This window comes from Amycolatopsis sp. WGS_07 (assembly GCF_045278895.1).
GTDB lineage: Bacteria > Actinomycetota > Actinomycetes > Mycobacteriales > Pseudonocardiaceae > Amycolatopsis.
In genome coordinates this window covers 6,112,969-6,129,809 of the sequence record NZ_CP136053.1, presented here as the reverse complement: position 1 = coordinate 6,129,809, position 16,841 = coordinate 6,112,969, and the positions used below count along the sequence as shown (strand labels likewise).

General features: G+C 70.6%; 14 protein-coding genes. 8 read left to right on the top strand and 6 right to left on the bottom strand.

Going from position 1 to position 16,841, the window contains the following annotated elements; all coding sequences use genetic code 11:
- Nucleotides 1-14: 14 nt before the first annotated feature.
- The gene (locus RPX00_RS29005; RefSeq protein WP_406630080.1) at nucleotides 15-1,151 is read right to left on the bottom strand and encodes a DUF1015 family protein; all 1,137 of its coding nucleotides are present in this window, start codon (nucleotides 1,149-1,151) and stop codon (nucleotides 15-17) included.
- Between the two features lie 87 nt (nucleotides 1,152-1,238).
- Between RPX00_RS29005 and RPX00_RS29000 the strand changes: the two genes are divergently transcribed.
- The gene (locus RPX00_RS29000) at nucleotides 1,239-2,765 is read left to right on the top strand and encodes an MDR family MFS transporter (RefSeq protein WP_406630078.1); all 1,527 of its coding nucleotides are present in this window, start codon (nucleotides 1,239-1,241) and stop codon (nucleotides 2,763-2,765) included.
- Here RPX00_RS29000 and RPX00_RS28995 read toward each other — a convergent pair.
- Nucleotides 2,762-3,646, bottom strand: a complete 885-nt coding sequence (locus RPX00_RS28995; RefSeq protein WP_406630076.1) for a TIGR03854 family LLM class F420-dependent oxidoreductase — start codon at nucleotides 3,644-3,646, stop codon at nucleotides 2,762-2,764. The two genes, RPX00_RS29000 and RPX00_RS28995, sit on opposite strands and share 4 nt — an antisense overlap.
- A gap of 64 nt (nucleotides 3,647-3,710) precedes the next feature.
- Nucleotides 3,711-4,154: a MarR family winged helix-turn-helix transcriptional regulator gene (locus RPX00_RS28990; RefSeq protein WP_101438764.1), complete on the bottom strand. Its 444-nt coding sequence runs from the start codon at nucleotides 4,152-4,154 to the stop codon at nucleotides 3,711-3,713.
- A 105-nt stretch (nucleotides 4,155-4,259) separates the two neighbouring features.
- Between RPX00_RS28990 and RPX00_RS28985 the strand changes: the two genes are divergently transcribed.
- Nucleotides 4,260-4,655 (top strand): DUF5313 domain-containing protein, encoded by a 396-nt coding sequence (locus RPX00_RS28985; RefSeq protein WP_378313499.1) that lies wholly within the window; start codon nucleotides 4,260-4,262, stop codon nucleotides 4,653-4,655.
- Between the two features lie 12 nt (nucleotides 4,656-4,667).
- Nucleotides 4,668-5,597: an RluA family pseudouridine synthase gene (locus RPX00_RS28980; RefSeq protein ID WP_406630073.1), complete on the top strand. Its 930-nt coding sequence runs from the start codon at nucleotides 4,668-4,670 to the stop codon at nucleotides 5,595-5,597.
- Here RPX00_RS28980 and RPX00_RS28975 read toward each other — a convergent pair.
- Nucleotides 5,590-6,363, bottom strand: coding sequence for a class I SAM-dependent methyltransferase (locus tag RPX00_RS28975; protein ID WP_406630071.1), 774 nt, complete (start codon nucleotides 6,361-6,363; stop codon nucleotides 5,590-5,592). The two genes, RPX00_RS28980 and RPX00_RS28975, sit on opposite strands and share 8 nt — an antisense overlap.
- Nucleotides 6,364-6,459: 96 nt before the next feature.
- Complete coding sequence (locus tag RPX00_RS28970) at nucleotides 6,460-7,065, bottom strand: hypothetical protein (protein WP_406630070.1); 606 nt, start codon at nucleotides 7,063-7,065, stop codon at nucleotides 6,460-6,462.
- A 137-nt stretch (nucleotides 7,066-7,202) separates the two neighbouring features.
- On the opposite strand from RPX00_RS28970, the gene RPX00_RS28965 reads away from it, so the two are divergent.
- Both RPX00_RS28965 and RPX00_RS28960 read left to right on the top strand, forming a co-directional pair.
- The gene (locus RPX00_RS28965; protein WP_406630068.1) at nucleotides 7,203-7,781 is read left to right on the top strand and encodes an ArsR/SmtB family transcription factor; all 579 of its coding nucleotides are present in this window, start codon (nucleotides 7,203-7,205) and stop codon (nucleotides 7,779-7,781) included.
- A 41-nt stretch (nucleotides 7,782-7,822) separates the two neighbouring features.
- Complete coding sequence (locus tag RPX00_RS28960; protein WP_406630066.1) at nucleotides 7,823-8,449, top strand: alpha-ketoglutarate-dependent dioxygenase AlkB; 627 nt, start codon at nucleotides 7,823-7,825, stop codon at nucleotides 8,447-8,449.
- Nucleotides 8,450-8,764: 315 nt separating this feature from the next.
- On the opposite strand, the gene RPX00_RS28955 is transcribed toward RPX00_RS28960, so the two are convergent.
- Nucleotides 8,765-10,042, bottom strand: a complete 1,278-nt coding sequence (locus RPX00_RS28955) for a cytochrome P450 (RefSeq protein ID WP_406630064.1) — start codon at nucleotides 10,040-10,042, stop codon at nucleotides 8,765-8,767.
- 252 nt (nucleotides 10,043-10,294) lie between these two features.
- On the opposite strand from RPX00_RS28955, the gene RPX00_RS28950 reads away from it, so the two are divergent.
- From RPX00_RS28950 to RPX00_RS28940, 3 genes are all read left to right on the top strand, one after another.
- On the top strand, nucleotides 10,295-11,224 hold the full coding sequence (locus tag RPX00_RS28950) for an ATP-binding protein (RefSeq protein ID WP_406630062.1): 930 nt from the start codon (nucleotides 10,295-10,297) through the stop codon (nucleotides 11,222-11,224).
- On the top strand, nucleotides 11,134-13,380 hold the full coding sequence (locus tag RPX00_RS28945; protein WP_406630060.1) for an ATPase: 2,247 nt from the start codon (nucleotides 11,134-11,136) through the stop codon (nucleotides 13,378-13,380). Before RPX00_RS28950 ends, RPX00_RS28945 begins: the two co-directional genes overlap by 91 nt.
- A 772-nt stretch (nucleotides 13,381-14,152) precedes the next feature.
- Entirely contained in the window at nucleotides 14,153-16,831 is a 2,679-nt protein-coding gene (locus tag RPX00_RS28940) for a P-loop NTPase fold protein (RefSeq protein WP_406630058.1), read from the top strand.
- The last annotated feature ends 10 nt before the right edge of the window (nucleotides 16,832-16,841 follow it).

Below are 16,841 nucleotides of genomic sequence, written 5' to 3'. Positions count from 1 at the left end.
ACACTGACCAGCGTTTACCAGCGCGCCAGCACCAGCCCGCCCCGCGGCTTAGGGGTGAAGTACGTGGCCTTCCGCGGCATCCGCCGCCCCGCCGCGTGCACCGCCTGCACCGTCTCGAACGGCACCGGGGCCAGTTGCACCACCGCGTCCGCGTCCGGCGGGACCGGGCTGCCCGGCAGCAGCGGGCGCACGTGCGGGCCGTCCGGGTCGAGCCCGAGCGCCGAGCCGAGGAGCACCTGCTCCACCACCTCGTGGTCGATCACCAGCGGGTCCGAACCCGGCAGCCGCACCAGCAGCACGCGCGATCCGGCCAGCACCACCGCCGTGCCCGGGCACGAGGGCGGGGTCCGGTCGTCCGACCACGCGACCTCCAGCCCTGCCTCCCGCCACAGCTCGAACAGCCGGTCCCCGGCAAGCCCGGTCCCGAGGAGCACCCGGTTGATCGCCCGGATCTCCAGCTGCGAGCCCGCCGTGATCAAGGCCAGCAGCTGCCCGCTCCCGGCCGCGGCCGCGACCCGGTGATTCCCGTCCGCCACCAGCAGATCGCTCGCGGACGCGGCCTCCAGCAGCCGCTCCCGCATCTCGCCGGCCCGCACCACCCACAGCTCGTGCGACAGCCCTGCGCGGTCCACAGTGGACACATCGGGATCAGCCGAACTCGCCGCCTCCTTGACCGCCGCCGTCAGGTCCGAGCCGTCGCCGACCGGCACGAGCAGCGCGGCGCTCGTCGCGCACCCGAGGCCGTCCAGCACGGCCGCGCGCTCCGCGACGACCTCCGGGTAGACCTCCTCGGTGTGCTTCACGTGCGCCCCGGCCGACGTCAGCTCCCGGACGTCGACCAGGCACAGCACGCCCGCGATGGTCTCGCCGATCCGATAAGCCGCGACAAACCCGGTTTCCGGCCGGTAGTGCCCGGCCAGCAGCCGTTCGAGCGTCGCCCGCGCCTCGGGCAGCGCGGCTTCGACGTCCAGCCCGGCCGCGAGCGCCGCCGGGGTGCGCGCCGGATGCTGCGCCGCCAGCAGCGTGTCGCCCTCGGCCGCCGCCAAGGCCCTGGTCACCGCCTCCGGCTCGGCGAACTCGTCGACGTCCGGTCCCGGCACCGCGCCCCGCACGACCCAGCCGCGGTCGATCGGCCGCACCCATCTGTCCATCCCTCCATCATGACGGCCAGGCGAACAGCGGGGCACCGATCGATCGGCTGGGGAATGCTTGCCGAGGCGAAGGAGTTTATTCCCAGCATGGGTAGCACGAGCAGTCCGCCAGCGGCGAAACGCGCCGCAGTAGGCCTTCGTTCCGAACGGGGTCCTGTCCTCGCCGCAGTCATGCTGAGCACCGGCCTCGTGGCCCTCGACAGCACCATCATCGCCACCGCGGTCCCCTCGGTGGTCCACGACCTCGGCGGGTTTTCGCAGTTCCCCTGGCTGTTTTCGATCTACCTGCTCACCCAAGCGGTCACCGTTCCGCTGTACGGCAAGTTCGCCGACGTCCTCGGCCGCCGCCCGGTGATGTTCTTCGGGATCGCCGCGTTCCTGGTCGGCTCGGTCCTGTGCGGGGTCGCGTGGAGCATGCCGGTGCTGATCGCGGCGCGCGCGGTGCAGGGCATCGGCGCGGGCGCGGTGCAGCCGATCAGCATGACGATGGTCGGCGATCTGTACACGGTCGAGGAGCGCGCCCGGGTGCAGGGCTACCTCGCCGGCGTGTGGGCGGTCGCCTCGGTGATCGGGCCGACGCTCGGCGGCGTGTTCGCCGAATACCTCAGCTGGCGGTGGATCTTCTTCGTCAACCTGCCGCTCGGCGCGCTCGCCGCGTGGATGCTCTACCGCAAGTTCACCGAGCAGGTGAAACGCACGCGGCACAAGGTCGACTACGCCGGCGCGACCCTGCTGACGCTCGGCTGCGCGCTGCTGATCCTGGCCCTGCTGGAAGGCGGGGTCGCGTGGAGCTGGACGTCCGCGCCGAGCCTGGCGATCTTCGCCGTCGCCGTCCTGATGCTGGTCACGTTCGTCCTGGTGGAACGGCGCGCGGAGGAACCCGTGCTGCCGCTGTGGGTGTTCACCCGCCGCACGCTGATCGGCGGCAACCTGGTCGCGCTCGTCACCGGCGCGGTGCTGCTGGGCTTCAGCTCGTTCCTGCCCACGTACGCGGAAGGCGTGCTCGGCACGGACGCGCTCACCGCGGGCTTCGCGCTGGCCGCGCTCACGATCGGCTGGCCGATCGCGGCGTCCCTGTCCGGAAGGGTCTACCTGCGGATCGGATTCCGCGACACCGCGTTGATCGGCAGCGGATTCTTGCTCGTCGGGGCGGTCATGGCGACGTTCCTCGGACTGGACTCGGTGGTCTGGATGGCCGCGGCAGCCGTGTTCGTCGTGGGGATCGGGCTCGGGCTTTCGTCGAGCCCGACCGTCGTGGCCGTGCAGTCCACCGTCGGCTGGGAGCGGCGCGGCGTGGTGACCGCGACCAACATGTTCAGCCGCTCGCTGGGCAGCGCGGTCGGCACCGCGATCTTCGGCGCGATCGCCAACGCCACCCTGGCCAGCCGCTTCGCGAACCCGCCCGCGGAGGTCGCCGGACACCTCCCGGCCAGCGTCGACGCCACCAGCCGGATCCTCAGCGGCTCGCACGACAACTCGCCGGCGACGGCATACGTGCGCGAATCGCTCGCGGGGGCCACACACCACGTGTTCCTCGCGATCGTCGCGGTGTCGGTGCTCATGGTCGTCGCGCTGCTGCTCATGCCGCGCAAGACCGAACAGCTGACCTTTTAGTTCTGCAGCGGCACGATTTCCCGCACGAACTCGTCGAGGAACTTCCGGTAGTCGCCGGAGTATCCGGGCCGGACCACGAATTTCGTGAGTCCGGCTTCGACGTGCTGCTCGATCATCCGGCGTGCCTCGGCCCAACTGGTGGGCACAAGTTCGGTGACCGGACGGCCCGGATTGCGCTGCTGCGCCACCGCCCGCAGCCGGTCCGGAATCCCATGCGGCGCAAGGACCATGCTCAATCCGAAGTGATCCGATTCGATCTCCCGGCCGGCTTCGGCGGCAGCCTCCTGGATCGCCAGCCGGGCCGCCCGGGACTGCTCCGGCGTGTGGAAGCTGCCGAGCCATCCGTCCGACAACCTGCCCGCGCGACGCAACGCCGCCGGTGCCGCCCCGCCGACCCAGACGTCGAGCCGCTTCGCCGGACGCGGCCCGATCGTCACGCCGTCGACCTGGAAAAACTCGCCGTCGAAGGACACGTCGTCCTGTTCCAGCAGCAGCCGCAGCAGCGCGAGCGACTCGTCGAACACCGCCGCGCGACGGCCGTCGGGCACCGGGAACAGGCCGCGTTCGGCGGGCTGCGCGGGCAGCAGGCCGAACACCGGGAGCACGCGTTTCGGAGCCAGCCCGGCAAGCGTGACCAGCTGTTTCGCGACCAGCACCGGATTGCGTCCGGGCAGGATCGCCACGCCCGTGCCCAGTTTGAGCCGTTCGGTGCGGGCCAGCGCGTGAGTCATGCCGATCAGCGGGTCGACATCCGGCGAATAGACCACCTCCGACAGCCACAGCGAGTCGACGCCCGCCGCTTCCGTCAGCTCGGCCAAACCGGTGAATTCCGCCGGCCCGGTCCCGAGTCCCGGAGCCACCCCCACCCGGATCTTGTCCACGCTCGCTCCGCTCAGTCGACACGTTCTCCTCGACAGAACCGGATCCCGGCGCGAGTTCTTCCCGCTAGGCAGTCGCTTCGATCACCCGGCCGAGCGCGGCGTGCAACGCCTCCAGCTCCGAAACCTCCATGCCGAGCCGTTCGACGACGCGATACGGGATCTTCTCCGCCTCGGCGCGCAGCTCCCGCCCCTTCTCGGTGAGTTCGACGGTCAGCTGGCGCTCGTCGGCCCGGCTGCGGCCGCGGGTCACGTACCCGACCGCCTCCAGCCGTTTGAGCAGCGGCGACAGCGTCGCGGGCTCGTGCCGCAACGCCGTGCTGAGGTCCTTGACCGACCGCGGCGACTGCTCCCACAGCGCCAGCATCACCAGGTACTGCGGATGGGTCAGCCCGTGCGGCTCCAGCAGCGGCCGGTAAATCGCGATCACGCTGCGCGAGGCGACCGACAGTGCGAAACACACCTGCCGGTCGAGCTTCAGCGGGTCCTCGCCAAGGTCGATCTCGGCCACTCGTCCTCCTCGTGCTCGGGCCCACTCTAGCGCGGGCTGCACCACACTAATAGTTAGTGTGCTAATCATTAGTGTACTGTGACGGCAGGCTGACGAGGAGGCACGATGACCGAACGGCCCGGCGTTCTCCGCTGGTTCTGGTACGCCGTCAGCGGACGGCTCCCCGAGCGCTACCGCGACTGGCTCCTGCACGACGCGACGTCCAAGCACTGGAAGGCGCGGCACGTCCTGCGCGCGTCGGTCGGCATCGCGCCGCTGTGCCTGGTCTGGCTGCTGCTGCCGGCCCCGCTCGGGCTGCGGCTGGCGATCGTGCTGATGGCCGCGCTGGTGTCGTACTTCTACTCGTGCGCCTACATGGAGGAAAGCATCGACCACCGGTTGTCCCGCAACGGTTTCCCGCCCGGCACCGGCAAGCGGATCCGGCGGGAGAAGGCCGCCGAGGCCAACGCCGAGGCGACCGCCCGGTACATCGCGGCGTACCGGCGCGACCCCGCCGACTAGACTCGGGAGCCGATGAGACGCAAGCGCCCGGCCCCGATCCCGCCCCGGCACGGCCTCGACCCCGCCCGGCTGCGGCTGCCGGACGAGGGCCCGTGGACGACCCTGCTGGAGCACCTGGTCGAACGCCTGCCGAGGGTCGCCCCCGCCCGGATCGAGGAAATGCTGCACGAGCAGCGCATCCACGGCGAGGACGGTCCACTGGGGATCGACGCGGCGTACGTCCCCGGCTCGTTCATCTGGTTCCACCGCGACCTGCCGGACGAGGTCCCGGTGCCGTTCGACGTCACCGTCCTGCACCGCGACGAACACCTGCTGGTGGTCGACAAACCCCACTTCCTGGCGACAATCCCGCGCGGACGGCACGTCCTGGAAACCGCGCTGGTGCGCCTCCGCCGCTCACTCGACCTGCCCACGCTGTCCCCCGCCCACCGCCTGGACCGCGTCACAGCGGGCGTGGTGATGTTCGTGATCACCCCGTCCGCGCGCGGGGCGTACCAGACGATGTTCCGCGATCGGTTGGTACACAAGGAATACGAGGCGATCGCGCCCTACGATCCGGCCCTGGAGCTGCCCCGCACCGTGCGCAGCAGGATTGTGAAGGAACGCGGCGTGCTGGCCGCGCAGGAGGTTCCGGGACCGCCGAACGCAGAGTCCACAGTGGAGCTTCTGGAACGCCGGGACGGACTCGGCCGCTACCGCCTCATCCCCGCCACCGGGCGCACGCACCAGCTGCGCGTGCACCTGAGTTCGCTGGGAATCCCCATCCTCGGCGACGATTTCTACCCGGACCTGCACGAGAAACCGCTCGACGACTTCACGAAACCGTTGCAGCTGCTGGCGAAAGTGCTGGAGTTCGACGACCCGCTGACGGGCGAGCACCGCCGGTTCACCAGCCGCCGGACGCTCGCGGCCTGGGACTCCCTCGACGCCTGGGCTAGTTGACGGCGACCGCGAGGAAGTGCGCGCTGGCGTTGATCAGGAGAGGGTCCTGCTCGACCAAGCGGGCGCAGCGAACGGCCGCGTCCACGCGTACGTCGAACTCCTCGATACCGGCGACGTCCAGCGCGGGCCAGGCGGGGCCTTCCACGCCATAGACGGAAATTCCGGACAGGCCAGCGGTTTCCAGCTCGCCGCGAAGCTCGTCCGCGGTGTGGAAATGCGCGGGAACGAAGCCGACGTGGCCGTCGTAGCAGCCAGTCTCTAGGACGGATTCGACCGCCGGGCTCAACCGTTCCGTGAGCTGACCGTTGGTTCCGGTCTCCATCGCGGAGAGGTAGCGGCTGATCGCGGCGGCGAACAACACTCCGCCAGGCCGCAGCACCCGCCGGGCCTCAGCCAGCGCCCGCGCCCGATCGGCGGATTCGGTCAGGTGGTAGAGCGGGCCCATCAACAGCACGACATCCGCGCTGTCGTCCGGCCAGGTCAAGGCTCGGGCATCGCCGACTTCCGCGGTCACGCCGTCGATCTCGGCCGCCTCCGTGACATGGCTGGCCACCGGATCGACGACGTGCACCGAATGTCCGTCCGCGGCCAGCCATCGGGCGTGCACGCCGGTCGCCCCGCCGACGTCGAGCACTCTTCTCCCGGTTCCCGATATCGTTCTGCGCACCAGTTCTTGAGTGCGCCGGAATTCCAGCCTGCCGTGCGGCGATCGGGTCAGCCGGGTGTTTTCGCTCGCACCAGTGTCGTAATGCTCAACCAAAGTCATGACCGCCACGGTGACCGAATTCCCCAGCCGCGGCAACGGAAATACCCGCCGGAAGGATGCCAGGCGGCGGCAGGCACCCGTCCGTCGGGCCAGCGATCACCGAGTCCAGAACTTGATCCCGCTCCACTGCACGGTAATCGGCCCGGCCCCGCTGGCCGTCCGATACGAACCGAACTTGTCGTAATAACTGCCCGACGCGCTGCTTTCGCTCTGCTTCAGCGAACCGTTGATGTAAACCTTGTGCGAACTGCCGACCTGGTTGATCGTATTGACCCGCACCGAAGTCCCGACCGTCGCGCCGGTCGCCACCGTCTGGCCGTTCTCCACGCTGTAAAGCCGGCCGCCCTTCTCCACCGCCAGCAGGAAATACGGCCCGGCGTTCGCACCGTCGCGGAAAGTCTGTTTCAGGCTGATCCGCGAACCGCCCATGCTGGTGATCTTGAAAGAACCCTCGAACTGGTGCGTCCCGCCGGTGTAGGTGTCGTAGCGGCGCTCGGCGCGCTGCTCGCCGCTGCCGTCGGAGCAGGTCAGCTTGAACGTGAGCCCGCTGACCTGGCCGCAGCCCTTCTGCTGCTCCTTGTACCCCGGCGACCACGGCTTCCAGGTGCCGCCGCCGACCTGGGCGTCCGCGGCCGGGGCGAGAATCGCCAGCCCGCACACCGCCGCCGCCAGTGCTCCGCCGATCCGGGTTCTCGTGCGCACGTGCCAACCTCCGTCGAACTCAGGGCGGCGGTAGCGGTACAGGTCCAGACCACTGGGTGATCACTGTAGGTCCCCGCCCGGTCGCGGACAAGGGCCGCTCCCTTGACGACTTTGTTTGTCACTGCTTGGCTCAGGGGATGCAGGACGTCGAAGTAATCGAGGACCCCGCCGTCGCGGCGGCCGCGCTGGACCCGGTGCGCGCCCGTCTGCTGGCGGCACTGACCGAACCGGCGTCCGCCGCGGCGCTGGCCGCCCGAGTGGGCCTGACCAGGCAAAAGGTCAACTACCATCTGCGCGCGCTCGAAGCGCACGGCCTGGTGGAACCCGCCGGAACCCGGCAGTGGGGCGGCCTCACCGAACGCCTCTTCTCCGCCACCGCCGGCGGCTACCTGGTCTCCCCCGCCGCACTCGGCGCGGCGGGCAGCGCCCGGGTCAAACCGGACCGCCTGTCGGTGAGCTACCTCCTGGCCGTCGCGGGCCGGACCCTGCGCGAGGTCGCCGGCCTCGCCCGCCGAGCGGCGCGCGCGGGCAAACCGCTCTCGACGCTGACCCTGGACACGGAAATCGCCTTCGCCTCGGCCCGCGACCGTTCCGCGTTCACCGACGAGCTGACCGTCCTCGTCACCGACCTCGTGTCCCGCTACCACAACGAATCCGCCCCCGACGCCCGCTATCACCGGCTCGTGGTCACCGCGCACCCCAAACCCGCCGAGTAGTTCATCCGAACAGGTGTTCGAACGTCGTGTAGCGTGGAGGCATGGGTCAGGCACTTCAGGGCTCGCTGTTCGGTGCCAGCGGGCCGGCCACACTGGGCTCGCTGTCCGGCGTGCAGCGCACCGAGCTGGGACAAGGCGCGTGGATCGACGTCCTGCCGGGATGGCTCGACGGCTCGGACGAGCTGTACGAGCACCTGGCGGCCGAGGTCCCGTGGTACGCGGAACGCAGGCAGATGTACGACCGCGTGGTCGCCGTGCCGCGGCTGCTGTGCTTCTACCGGGAGCACGCGCCGCTGCCGCATCCGGTGCTGACCGAGGCGAGGGAGGCACTGTCGGCGCATTACGCGGCGGAGCTGGGCGAACCGTTCCGCACGGCCGGGCTCTGTTACTACCGGGACGGCCAGGACAGCGTCGCCTGGCACGGCGACGACCTCGGCCGCGGCCGGACGGAGGACACCATGGTGGCGATCCTGTCCGTCGGAGCGGCCCGGCATCTGGCGTTGCGCCCAAGGGGCGGCGGCGAGTCCGTGCGGTACCCGCTGGGGCACGGGGATCTGATCGTGATGGGCGGGTCCTGCCAGCGGACGTGGGAGCACGCGATCCCGAAGACCTCCCGGGCGGTGGGGCCGCGGATCAGCGTGCAGTTCCGGCCGAGAGGGGTGCGGTGAGGGAACTGGAGTCACCACGGCCGTCGGAGTGAGGGCGGCGGCGTCATTCGCCCCGTTAGCCTCGCCCTGTTAGCCGACGCATGATCCGGCGGCATCGCCGCTTCCGACGACATCGCCGCTCCGCAAGGTCAGGCCCGCGGTTGCCGCACGGCATCGCTGCTTCGCAAGGTCAGGCCGACCCGTTGCCGCATGGCATCGTCGGCATGCACCGCGAGCCCACAGTCAGCATCGCTCCGCGATGTCCGCGCGCCGTCCTTCGGCCGCACCTGATTCCCTCGCACACCGGCCCCGCCGATCGCCTCGCGGGGACCGGCCTCAGTCCACCAGCACCGGCAGCGAATCGAGCCCGTACACGATCGACACCTTCCGGAACGCCAGTTCCTCCGGCTGCACCGCCAACCGCAGGTTCGGGAACCGCCGGACCAGCGCCGGATAAGCCGCGCGCAGCTCCATGCGGCCCAGTTCCGCGCCGATGCACCGGTGGATCCCGTAGCCGAACGCCAGGTGCGAGGACGGCTCCCGGGTCGGGTCGAAGCGGTCCATGTCGCCCTTGCCGAGCACCGGATCGCGGTCCGCGACCGACAGCGACACCAGCACGATGTCGCCCTCGCTGATGTGCACCCCGGCGACGTCCAGGTCCTGCTTCGCGAACCGCGGGAACGCCATCTGCACCACCGTCAGGTACCGCAGCAGCTCCTCGACGAACCGGTGCACCGAGTCGTCGTCGCCCCGGACCGCGTCGAACGCGGCCTCGTCGCGCAGCACCACCAGCGCGCCCAGCGCCAGCATGCTCGCCGTGGTCTCGAGGCCGCCGGTCAGGATGCCGTCGGCGAGGCCGGCGAGTTCCCGGTCGTCGATCTCGTCGCCGTGCTCCTTGATCAGCATGCCGAGCAGGCCGTCGCCGGGCTGCTCGCGCTGTTTGCGCACGATCTCCAGCAGGTAGCCCAGCGACTCCGAGATCGCGCCCAGCGACGCGCCCGCGCCGCTGAACAGGTCGAACCGCGCCGTGCTCAGCCGCTGGAAGTCCGCCCGGTCCTCATAGGACACGCCGAGCAGCTCGCAGATCGTGAGCGACGGGATCGGCAGCGCGAACTGCTCCCACAGGTCCACCGGGCCGTCGGCGGCGGCCATCGCGTCCAGCTGGCCCGCCACGATCTCGTCGATCCGCGGCGTCAGCCGGGAGAGCCTGCGCATCGTGAACTCCGGCGTCAGCAGCTTCCGCAGCCGCGTGTGCACCGGCGGGTCGGCGAACCCGAGTCCGCCCGGGTTCTGGTCCTCGGTGACGCCCGCGTTGCCGACGAGGTTCGTGAAGTCGTTGCTGAACTCCGCGCCCTTCCCGAGGACGGCCTTGGCCTCCTCGTACCCGGTCACGAGCCAGGCGTTCATCCCGAACGGCAGGTCCAGCTTGCTGATCGGCGCCTCGCCGCGCAGCTTCCCGAGGTCCGGCACCGGGTCGAGACCGTGGCGGCGCAACGGCTCCAGCGCCGAATCCGGCAGCAGCGCCATCTTCTCGAGATCGAAACCGCGCTTCTGCTGGCGGGCGATGTAGCGGCGGCCGGCCCAAGCGAGGATGCGCGAACGGAGACTCCCCATGTCGGCGACAGTACCGCAACCACCCCTGGCGCCGGTCCCGGGCGGAGACGCCCGTCACCTTGTGACCAGCGCTAGTCCACAGTGGACTTCCGTCACCCGGGCAGGTGACCGCTTCCGAAAATTGTCAGACCCCTTCGACAGAATGACCCGCATCGACAGCGAGCTGCGTGACCAGCCGGTCGCAGTCGGTGAAAGAACAGGACGGCACGCGAGTCCTCGTGAGAGGCTCGCAGCGAAAGGGAGGAACCGGACATGACTGCGGCGCTGATCGGGCGGGAGCATCCCGCCTCGACCTTGCGTGCGCAGCTTTCGCGCGCCACCGCCAGCCACGGCGGCCTCACCCTGGTCACCGGAGAGGCGGGCATCGGCAAGACCACGCTGGTCAGCGCACTGGCCGACGACGCGCGCGAGGCGGGCGCACTCGTCCTCGGCGGCACCTGCTGGGAGTCCGGGGCCGCACCGGGCTACTGGCCGTGGGTCCAGGTCATGCGCTCGCTGCGCCGGGAAGCCGCCCCGCACGAATGGGCGGCCGCCAGCTCGCCCGCGCTGTCCGCGCTGCTCGGCGAAAGCCCCGAGGCCCCGGCCGACGACGGGTTCCAGCTGCCCGACTCGGTCACCAGAGCACTGGTCACGGTGGCGCAGGAGCGGCCAGTGGTCGTCATCCTGGACGATCTGCACTGGGCCGACCCGGCGTCGCTGCGGCTGCTCGAGTTCGCGGCCAGGCACACGTGGTTCGAGCGGCTGCTGCTCCTCGGCACGTACCGCGACGTCGAGGTGGACGCGCCCAGCCACCCCCTGCACGAGCTGATGCTGCCGCTCGTCGCGAAAGCAACCACGATCACGCTCACCGGCCTGGACGAAAGCGGCGTCGCCGAGCTGATGGGCCGCACCGCGGGCGCCGATCCGGGCGCGGAGCTGGCCACCGACGTGCACCGCCGCACCGGCGGCAACCCGTTCTTCGTGGAGCAGACAGCCCGGTTGTGGCACAGCGGGAGCGCGGTGTCCGCGGTCGCGCCGGGAGTCGCCGACGCACTCCAGCGGCGGCTGTCCCTGCTCCCCGCCCGGTCACCGAACTGCTCACCGACGCCGCGGTGCTCGGTCGTGAGTTCTCGCTTCAACTGCTCGCCGCCACGGTCGGTGCGCCCGCCGCACAGGTCGACCACCTGCTCACGCGCGCCGTAGCAGCCCGGCTGGTCCTCGCCCTCGGCGAAGGACGCTTCGCCTTCGCGCACGATTTGGTGCGGGAGTCGAGATACGCCGAACTGACCCCCGCCGAAGCACAACGTCGGCACGCGGCCGTAGTACGCGCTGGCGAACACGCCTCGTCCCTGGTCGGCGTCGCCGAACGCGCCCGGCACGCCTACCTGGCCGGTCCCGATCTGGAACCGCGGCACGTCGTCCGCCTGCTGCTCACCGCGGCCAAGGACGCCGGCGCGCGGATGGCGTTCGAGGAATCCATCGCACACCTGCGCCGGGCCCGCGAACGAGCCGCGGACGAACGCGGCCAAGCAGTCGTCGCATTGGAATTGGGCACCGCGCTGTGGCGCTTCGAAGACAAAGACGAGGCCTGGCTCCTCTGCGAGGAAGCCGTCGAAGTAGCCCGCAGGCTGGACAACGCGAATCTCCTCGCCCGCGCCGCCCTCACCCTGTCCAAGCTCGCCCCCGGCGGCGCACGGCGCGAGTTCACCGAGCAACTTCTCCGCGAGGCACACGAAAAACTGTGCGGCGGCAACGCATCCGACCCTCTCTCGCTCGACCGCATCCGGCTGGAACTCACCGCCCGCGCCGCGATCCTCGCCCGCGACGACGAGGACGACGACGCGCTGGCGTTCACCTTGTGGGCACGGCACGACGCGATCTGGGGCCTGGGCAGCGGTGCCGAACGCGAGCGGCTCACCGATGAACTCACCGCCATCGCGCGGCGCACCGGCGATCGGGAGAACGAGTTCTTCGCCGCCTCGCTCAAGTGGGTCGCGCTGCTGGAACAGGGAGATCCGCGCTACCTGGACCAGTTCCAGGTGTTCCAGGCGATCGCCGACGAAGGCGTACCAGCCGCACGGCTAGCCGAAGCGATCGACCGCAGCATCCTCTGCACCTTCCGCGGCCGGTTCGCCGAGGCCGACGCAGCGCTCGAAGAAGCACTCTCCGCCCCGGAACTGTTCGGCAGCAACGATTACGGCTACATGCCCGACCAGCTGCGATGGAGCGCCTTGCTCGTCCAAGGCCGATTCGCCGAAGCCGCCGAACTCCCGCCGCGCATGACCGAAGCCGGTTTCCCGCACCCCGCCCTGCTGCGCACCCTCACCGCCGCCCTCGCCGGCGACGTAGCCACCACCCGGCACGAACTGTCCGAAGCAGCCGCGGACGCCCCCTACGCCCGCGTCTTCACCCCGCTATGGCTGCGCTGCCAAGCCCAAGCCGCCGCGGTGCTGGAAGACCGCGCCGCCGCAGAACGCCTGCTGCGCGAACTCACCCCGCACGCCGGAGAATGGCTGGTCTCCATCTACGGCTGCGAATTGAGCGGCCCAGTAGACCTCTGGACCGGCCTGCTGCACAAAACCCTTGGCGAGCACGAAGCAGCCGCCGCCTGTTTCGCCTCCGCCGCCCGCTCCGCAGACCGCCTGCGCGCCCGCCCCTGGGCCGTCGAAGCCCGCAACCACCTGGCAACCACCCTGCTGGCACTAGGCGAAACCGACCGCGCCGCAGCCCTGTCCGAGGCCGTGAAGACCGAAGCAACCGACCTGGGCATGCACCACATCACCGCCCGCCCCAGCTCAACCCCGCCGCCGCCAGCCAACGAATTCCGCCGCACCGACGCGGTCTGGACCCTGCGCTTCGCCAACCGGGAAGTACGCATGCCGGACGCGAAAGGCCTGCGAGACTTGAACTTCCTGCTGAGCAGACCAGGAACCGAAATCCCCGCCGCACAACTGCTCTCCCCCGACGGCGGTGCGGAATCGGAAGCCACCCGAACCTACAGCGGCGACCCCGTCCTGGACGACACCGCGAAAGCCGCGTACCGCCGCCGCCTGGACCACCTAGACGAAGCCATCGACGCCGCCACCCTCCGCGGCGACGACGCCAAAGCCGCCAAGCTGGACACCGAACGCGCCGCCCTGCTCGACGAACTCCGCACCTCCACCGGCCTGTCCGGCCGAACCCGCCGCCTAGGCGACGAAACGGAACGCGCCCGCAAAGCCGTCACCGCCCGAATCCGAGACACCCTCCGCAAACTGACCAGCCTCCACCCGGAACTGGCCGACCACCTCCGCACCACCGTCACCACCGGCTCGTCCTGCAGCTACCAGCCGGAGACGCCGATGACCTGGCGCCTGTAACCGCCAGCGCTCGAAGCACCGCGCCGCCGCGAACGGGCCAGGCGGACAGGCTGGGAGAAGGGAGAACGGGAAAGGAGAAGAGGACCGCACCACCGCACCACCGCACCACCGCACCACCGCACCACCGCACCACCGCACCACCGCACCACCGCACCACCGCACCACCGCACCACCGCACCACCGCACCACCGCACCACCGCACCACCGCACCACCGCACCACCGCACCACCGCACCACCGCACCACCGCACCACCGCACCACCGCACCACCGCACCACCGCACCACCGCACCACCGCACCACCGCACCACCGCACCACCGCAAGGAGGCGACCAAACAGGACCAAGCCGCGCAAGCGAAACCCCGGCGGGCATCGCCACCGCCACGCGCCGGAAAACCCGCTCCCGCGCACCAAATCCCGAGCTGCCCGGCCGGACAAGCTGCCTCGCCGAACACCCGGGCGAGCAGCGCGAGCCGAGCCGAAACAGGCCGCCCGTCTCGGGAGAAGGCGACCGGAAAGGCACCGTCAGCGAAGCGGCGGGCCACCGCGAGGTCGCCGCGACCAGAGACTGCCCCTGCAGCCCGCAGCACCACGCACCCGAAACCGCAGCCAGGCGAAATCGCGCGGTCCGAGCGGCGCGGCGAGGTTGTTGGCTAGGCTGGCCGTCCGCGTCGACCCCGAGGTGCTGGAGGCCGCAGGCCGCTATGGCAGGGACACCGCAACGCAGCGATTCCGGTTACCCAGGCACGGGTGATTCCAGCTATCTCGGTTCGGTGGGCGGGACCTCGTGCCGTCTGGTGCGCACGCACCGTCCGTGGACGGCCGGGATCGACGCCATCGCAGTGTCCGTCGGCGGCATTCTCGGCAGTCTCGGCCGCGCCGTGAGCGAGCGGTTTCCGGACGCGGGCTGGGATTCGGTCGACTACGAGGCGATCGTCCCGGAACGGCCGCTCGTGCTGCGCTTCCGCACCGACGACCGGGACTCGCTGCAGTTCGCCGTGCTCGTGACGCCGCATGAAGGCGGCGGCTCCGGTCCGCCGACCTTGCCTGCCATCGCCACGGCCACGGACGCCGGGATCCGTCTCGCGGCGAGCACGAATTCGGGCTCGTTCGGGTTGCCGCTGCTGGGCACCGGCGATCTCGGGTTCGACGAGGCCGAAGTCGCCGCGGTAGCGATTCCGGCGGCGGTCAAGGCGCTCCAGGAAACCAGCGGGCTGCGCCGCCTGGTCTTCGTCTGCACCTCCGAGGAGGCGGAAGACGCGATCCGCGCGGCCTGGAAAGCGGCGGCGGTCACGAGGTTCTCCTCGGTCGAGCTGGCCGGCGGCGTCTCGAACGACCTGGTCGATCCGACGCTCGGCATCCCGCTCGACCGCGACCGGCTCGGTGTCTCGCCTTACGTGTCGATGCTGGCGACGGTGATCGCCGACCGGAACACGCTGCCGCCGTTGTCGGTCGGGGTGTTCGGCGAATGGGGGTCCGGCAAGAGCTACTTCATGGGGCTGATGCGGAACGAGATCGACCGGCTCGCGGGCTCGGGGAATCCGGCCTACTGCGGCGAGATCGTCCAGATCGGGTTCAACGCGTGGCACTACGCGGACCGCAATCTGTGGGCCAGCCTCGGCGACGAGATCTTCCGACAGCTCGCCGGTCCCGGGCCGAACGCGCAGCAGCGGCGGGTGCAGTTGCGCGAGGAACTGGCCAAACGGCTCGACCAGGTCACCGAACTAGAGGACGCGAAGCGTCAGGCGCAGGCGACCGCCGCGAAGCTCCAGGCGGATGTCGACCAGGCCGCGCGCAATCGAAAAGACACCGCGAAAGTGCTGATCCGGGCGCTGGCCGGCAGCCGGGAAGTGTGGCGGCACCTCGGGATTCAGGACGAGGCCGAGCAGGGGGCGCTGCTGGCCGAGCAGCTGCGCGGCACGTTGTCCGAGGCCGAGGCGCTGCGCAGATCGCCGAAGGGCCGCTGGGGCAAAGCGGCGCTGATCGCGGCCGCGGTCATCCTGATCGTCGGGTTCTTCGCCGCCGCGACCGTGCCGGTGGCGCGGGAATGGCTGGCGGGGGCCGGGGTCGGGTTCGCCGCGATGGCGGGCACCGGGATCGCGTTGCTGAGCCGGGCCCGTTCGGGGATCCGGGAGCTGCGCGAACTCGGCGAAGACCTCCGGCACGGCATCGACAGGGCGGCGAGCCGGACGGTCGAGCCCAAGGTCGCCCGGCTGCTCGAGGCGATCCGGAAAACGGAGACCGACCAGCGGGTCGCCGAGGCGCAGCTGGAAGAGGTGGTGGCGCGGGTCGGCGAACTCGGCAGGCAGCTGACCGAGCTGACGCCGGGCCGCAATCTGTACGCGTTCCTGGCCGACCGCGCGCACGGCGATTCCTACCGGCGCGACCTCGGCCTGATCTCGACGATCCGCAAGGATTTCGAGCAGCTGGTCGACCTCATGGCCGACTGGCGGGCGCATCCCGGCTCGGGCGGCACCCCGATCGACCGGATCGTGCTGTACATCGACGACCTCGACCGCTGCAGCCCGCGTCAGGTCGTCGAGGTGCTGGAGGCGGTGCACCTGCTGCTCGCCCTGGAACTGTTCGTGGTGGTGGTCGGCGTCGACCCGCGGTGGCTGACCCGCTCGTTGTCCAGCCACTACTCCGGGATGCTCGGCGACTCCCCCGGCGACGGCAGGCTCGCGTCGCCGGAGGACTATCTCGCGAAGATCATCAACCTGCCGCTCGTGCTGCCCGCCATGTCGGAGGGGAGCCTGCGCCAGCTGCTGCGGTCGCTCACCGACGACCGCCTGCTGGAGCCCGCGGGAGAGGACCAGCCGCGAACGCAGCGCATCCCGGCTCCGGCCCGGACTTCCTTCGACCTGGCCCCCGGCATCGAGGAAGGGTCCGAAGTGGACAGTCAGAGCCGTCCGGAGCGGGCCGCGGATCCGCCGCGTCCGCTCACGCCGGCGGAGATCGACCTGCTGTCCGAACTGGACTTGCTGATCAGCACCCCGCGCGAGGCGAAACGGCTGTTCAACCTGTACCGGATGCTGCGCGCGACCCGTGACCTCTCCGAGGCGTCCCGTTTCCTCGGCAACGAGACCGAACCCGGCGACTACCAAGCTGTCGTGGCGCTGCTCGGCCTGCTCACCGCACCGGGCCGGGTGCTCGAGAAGGCGCTGGACACCCGGCCCGATCCGGATCGGTCGATCACCGGCGGTCTCATGCACCGTTCACCGGACGCCACCTGGGCGAGCTTCGTCGCCGACTGCGCCCCGCGACGCCACGGAGACACCTGGCAGAACCCGGTCGCCGGCGCGCTCGACGACAAGGAACTGCGGGACTGGCGTCAGCTGCACCGCGGTCTCGCCCACGTGTCGGCCACCCTGCGCGTCGACACGCTTTCCCGGTTCCAGCAGTGGGTGCCCGCGGTCCGCCGGTTCTCCTATGTGCTCTGCCCCGCGACCTGAAGCGGGAGGC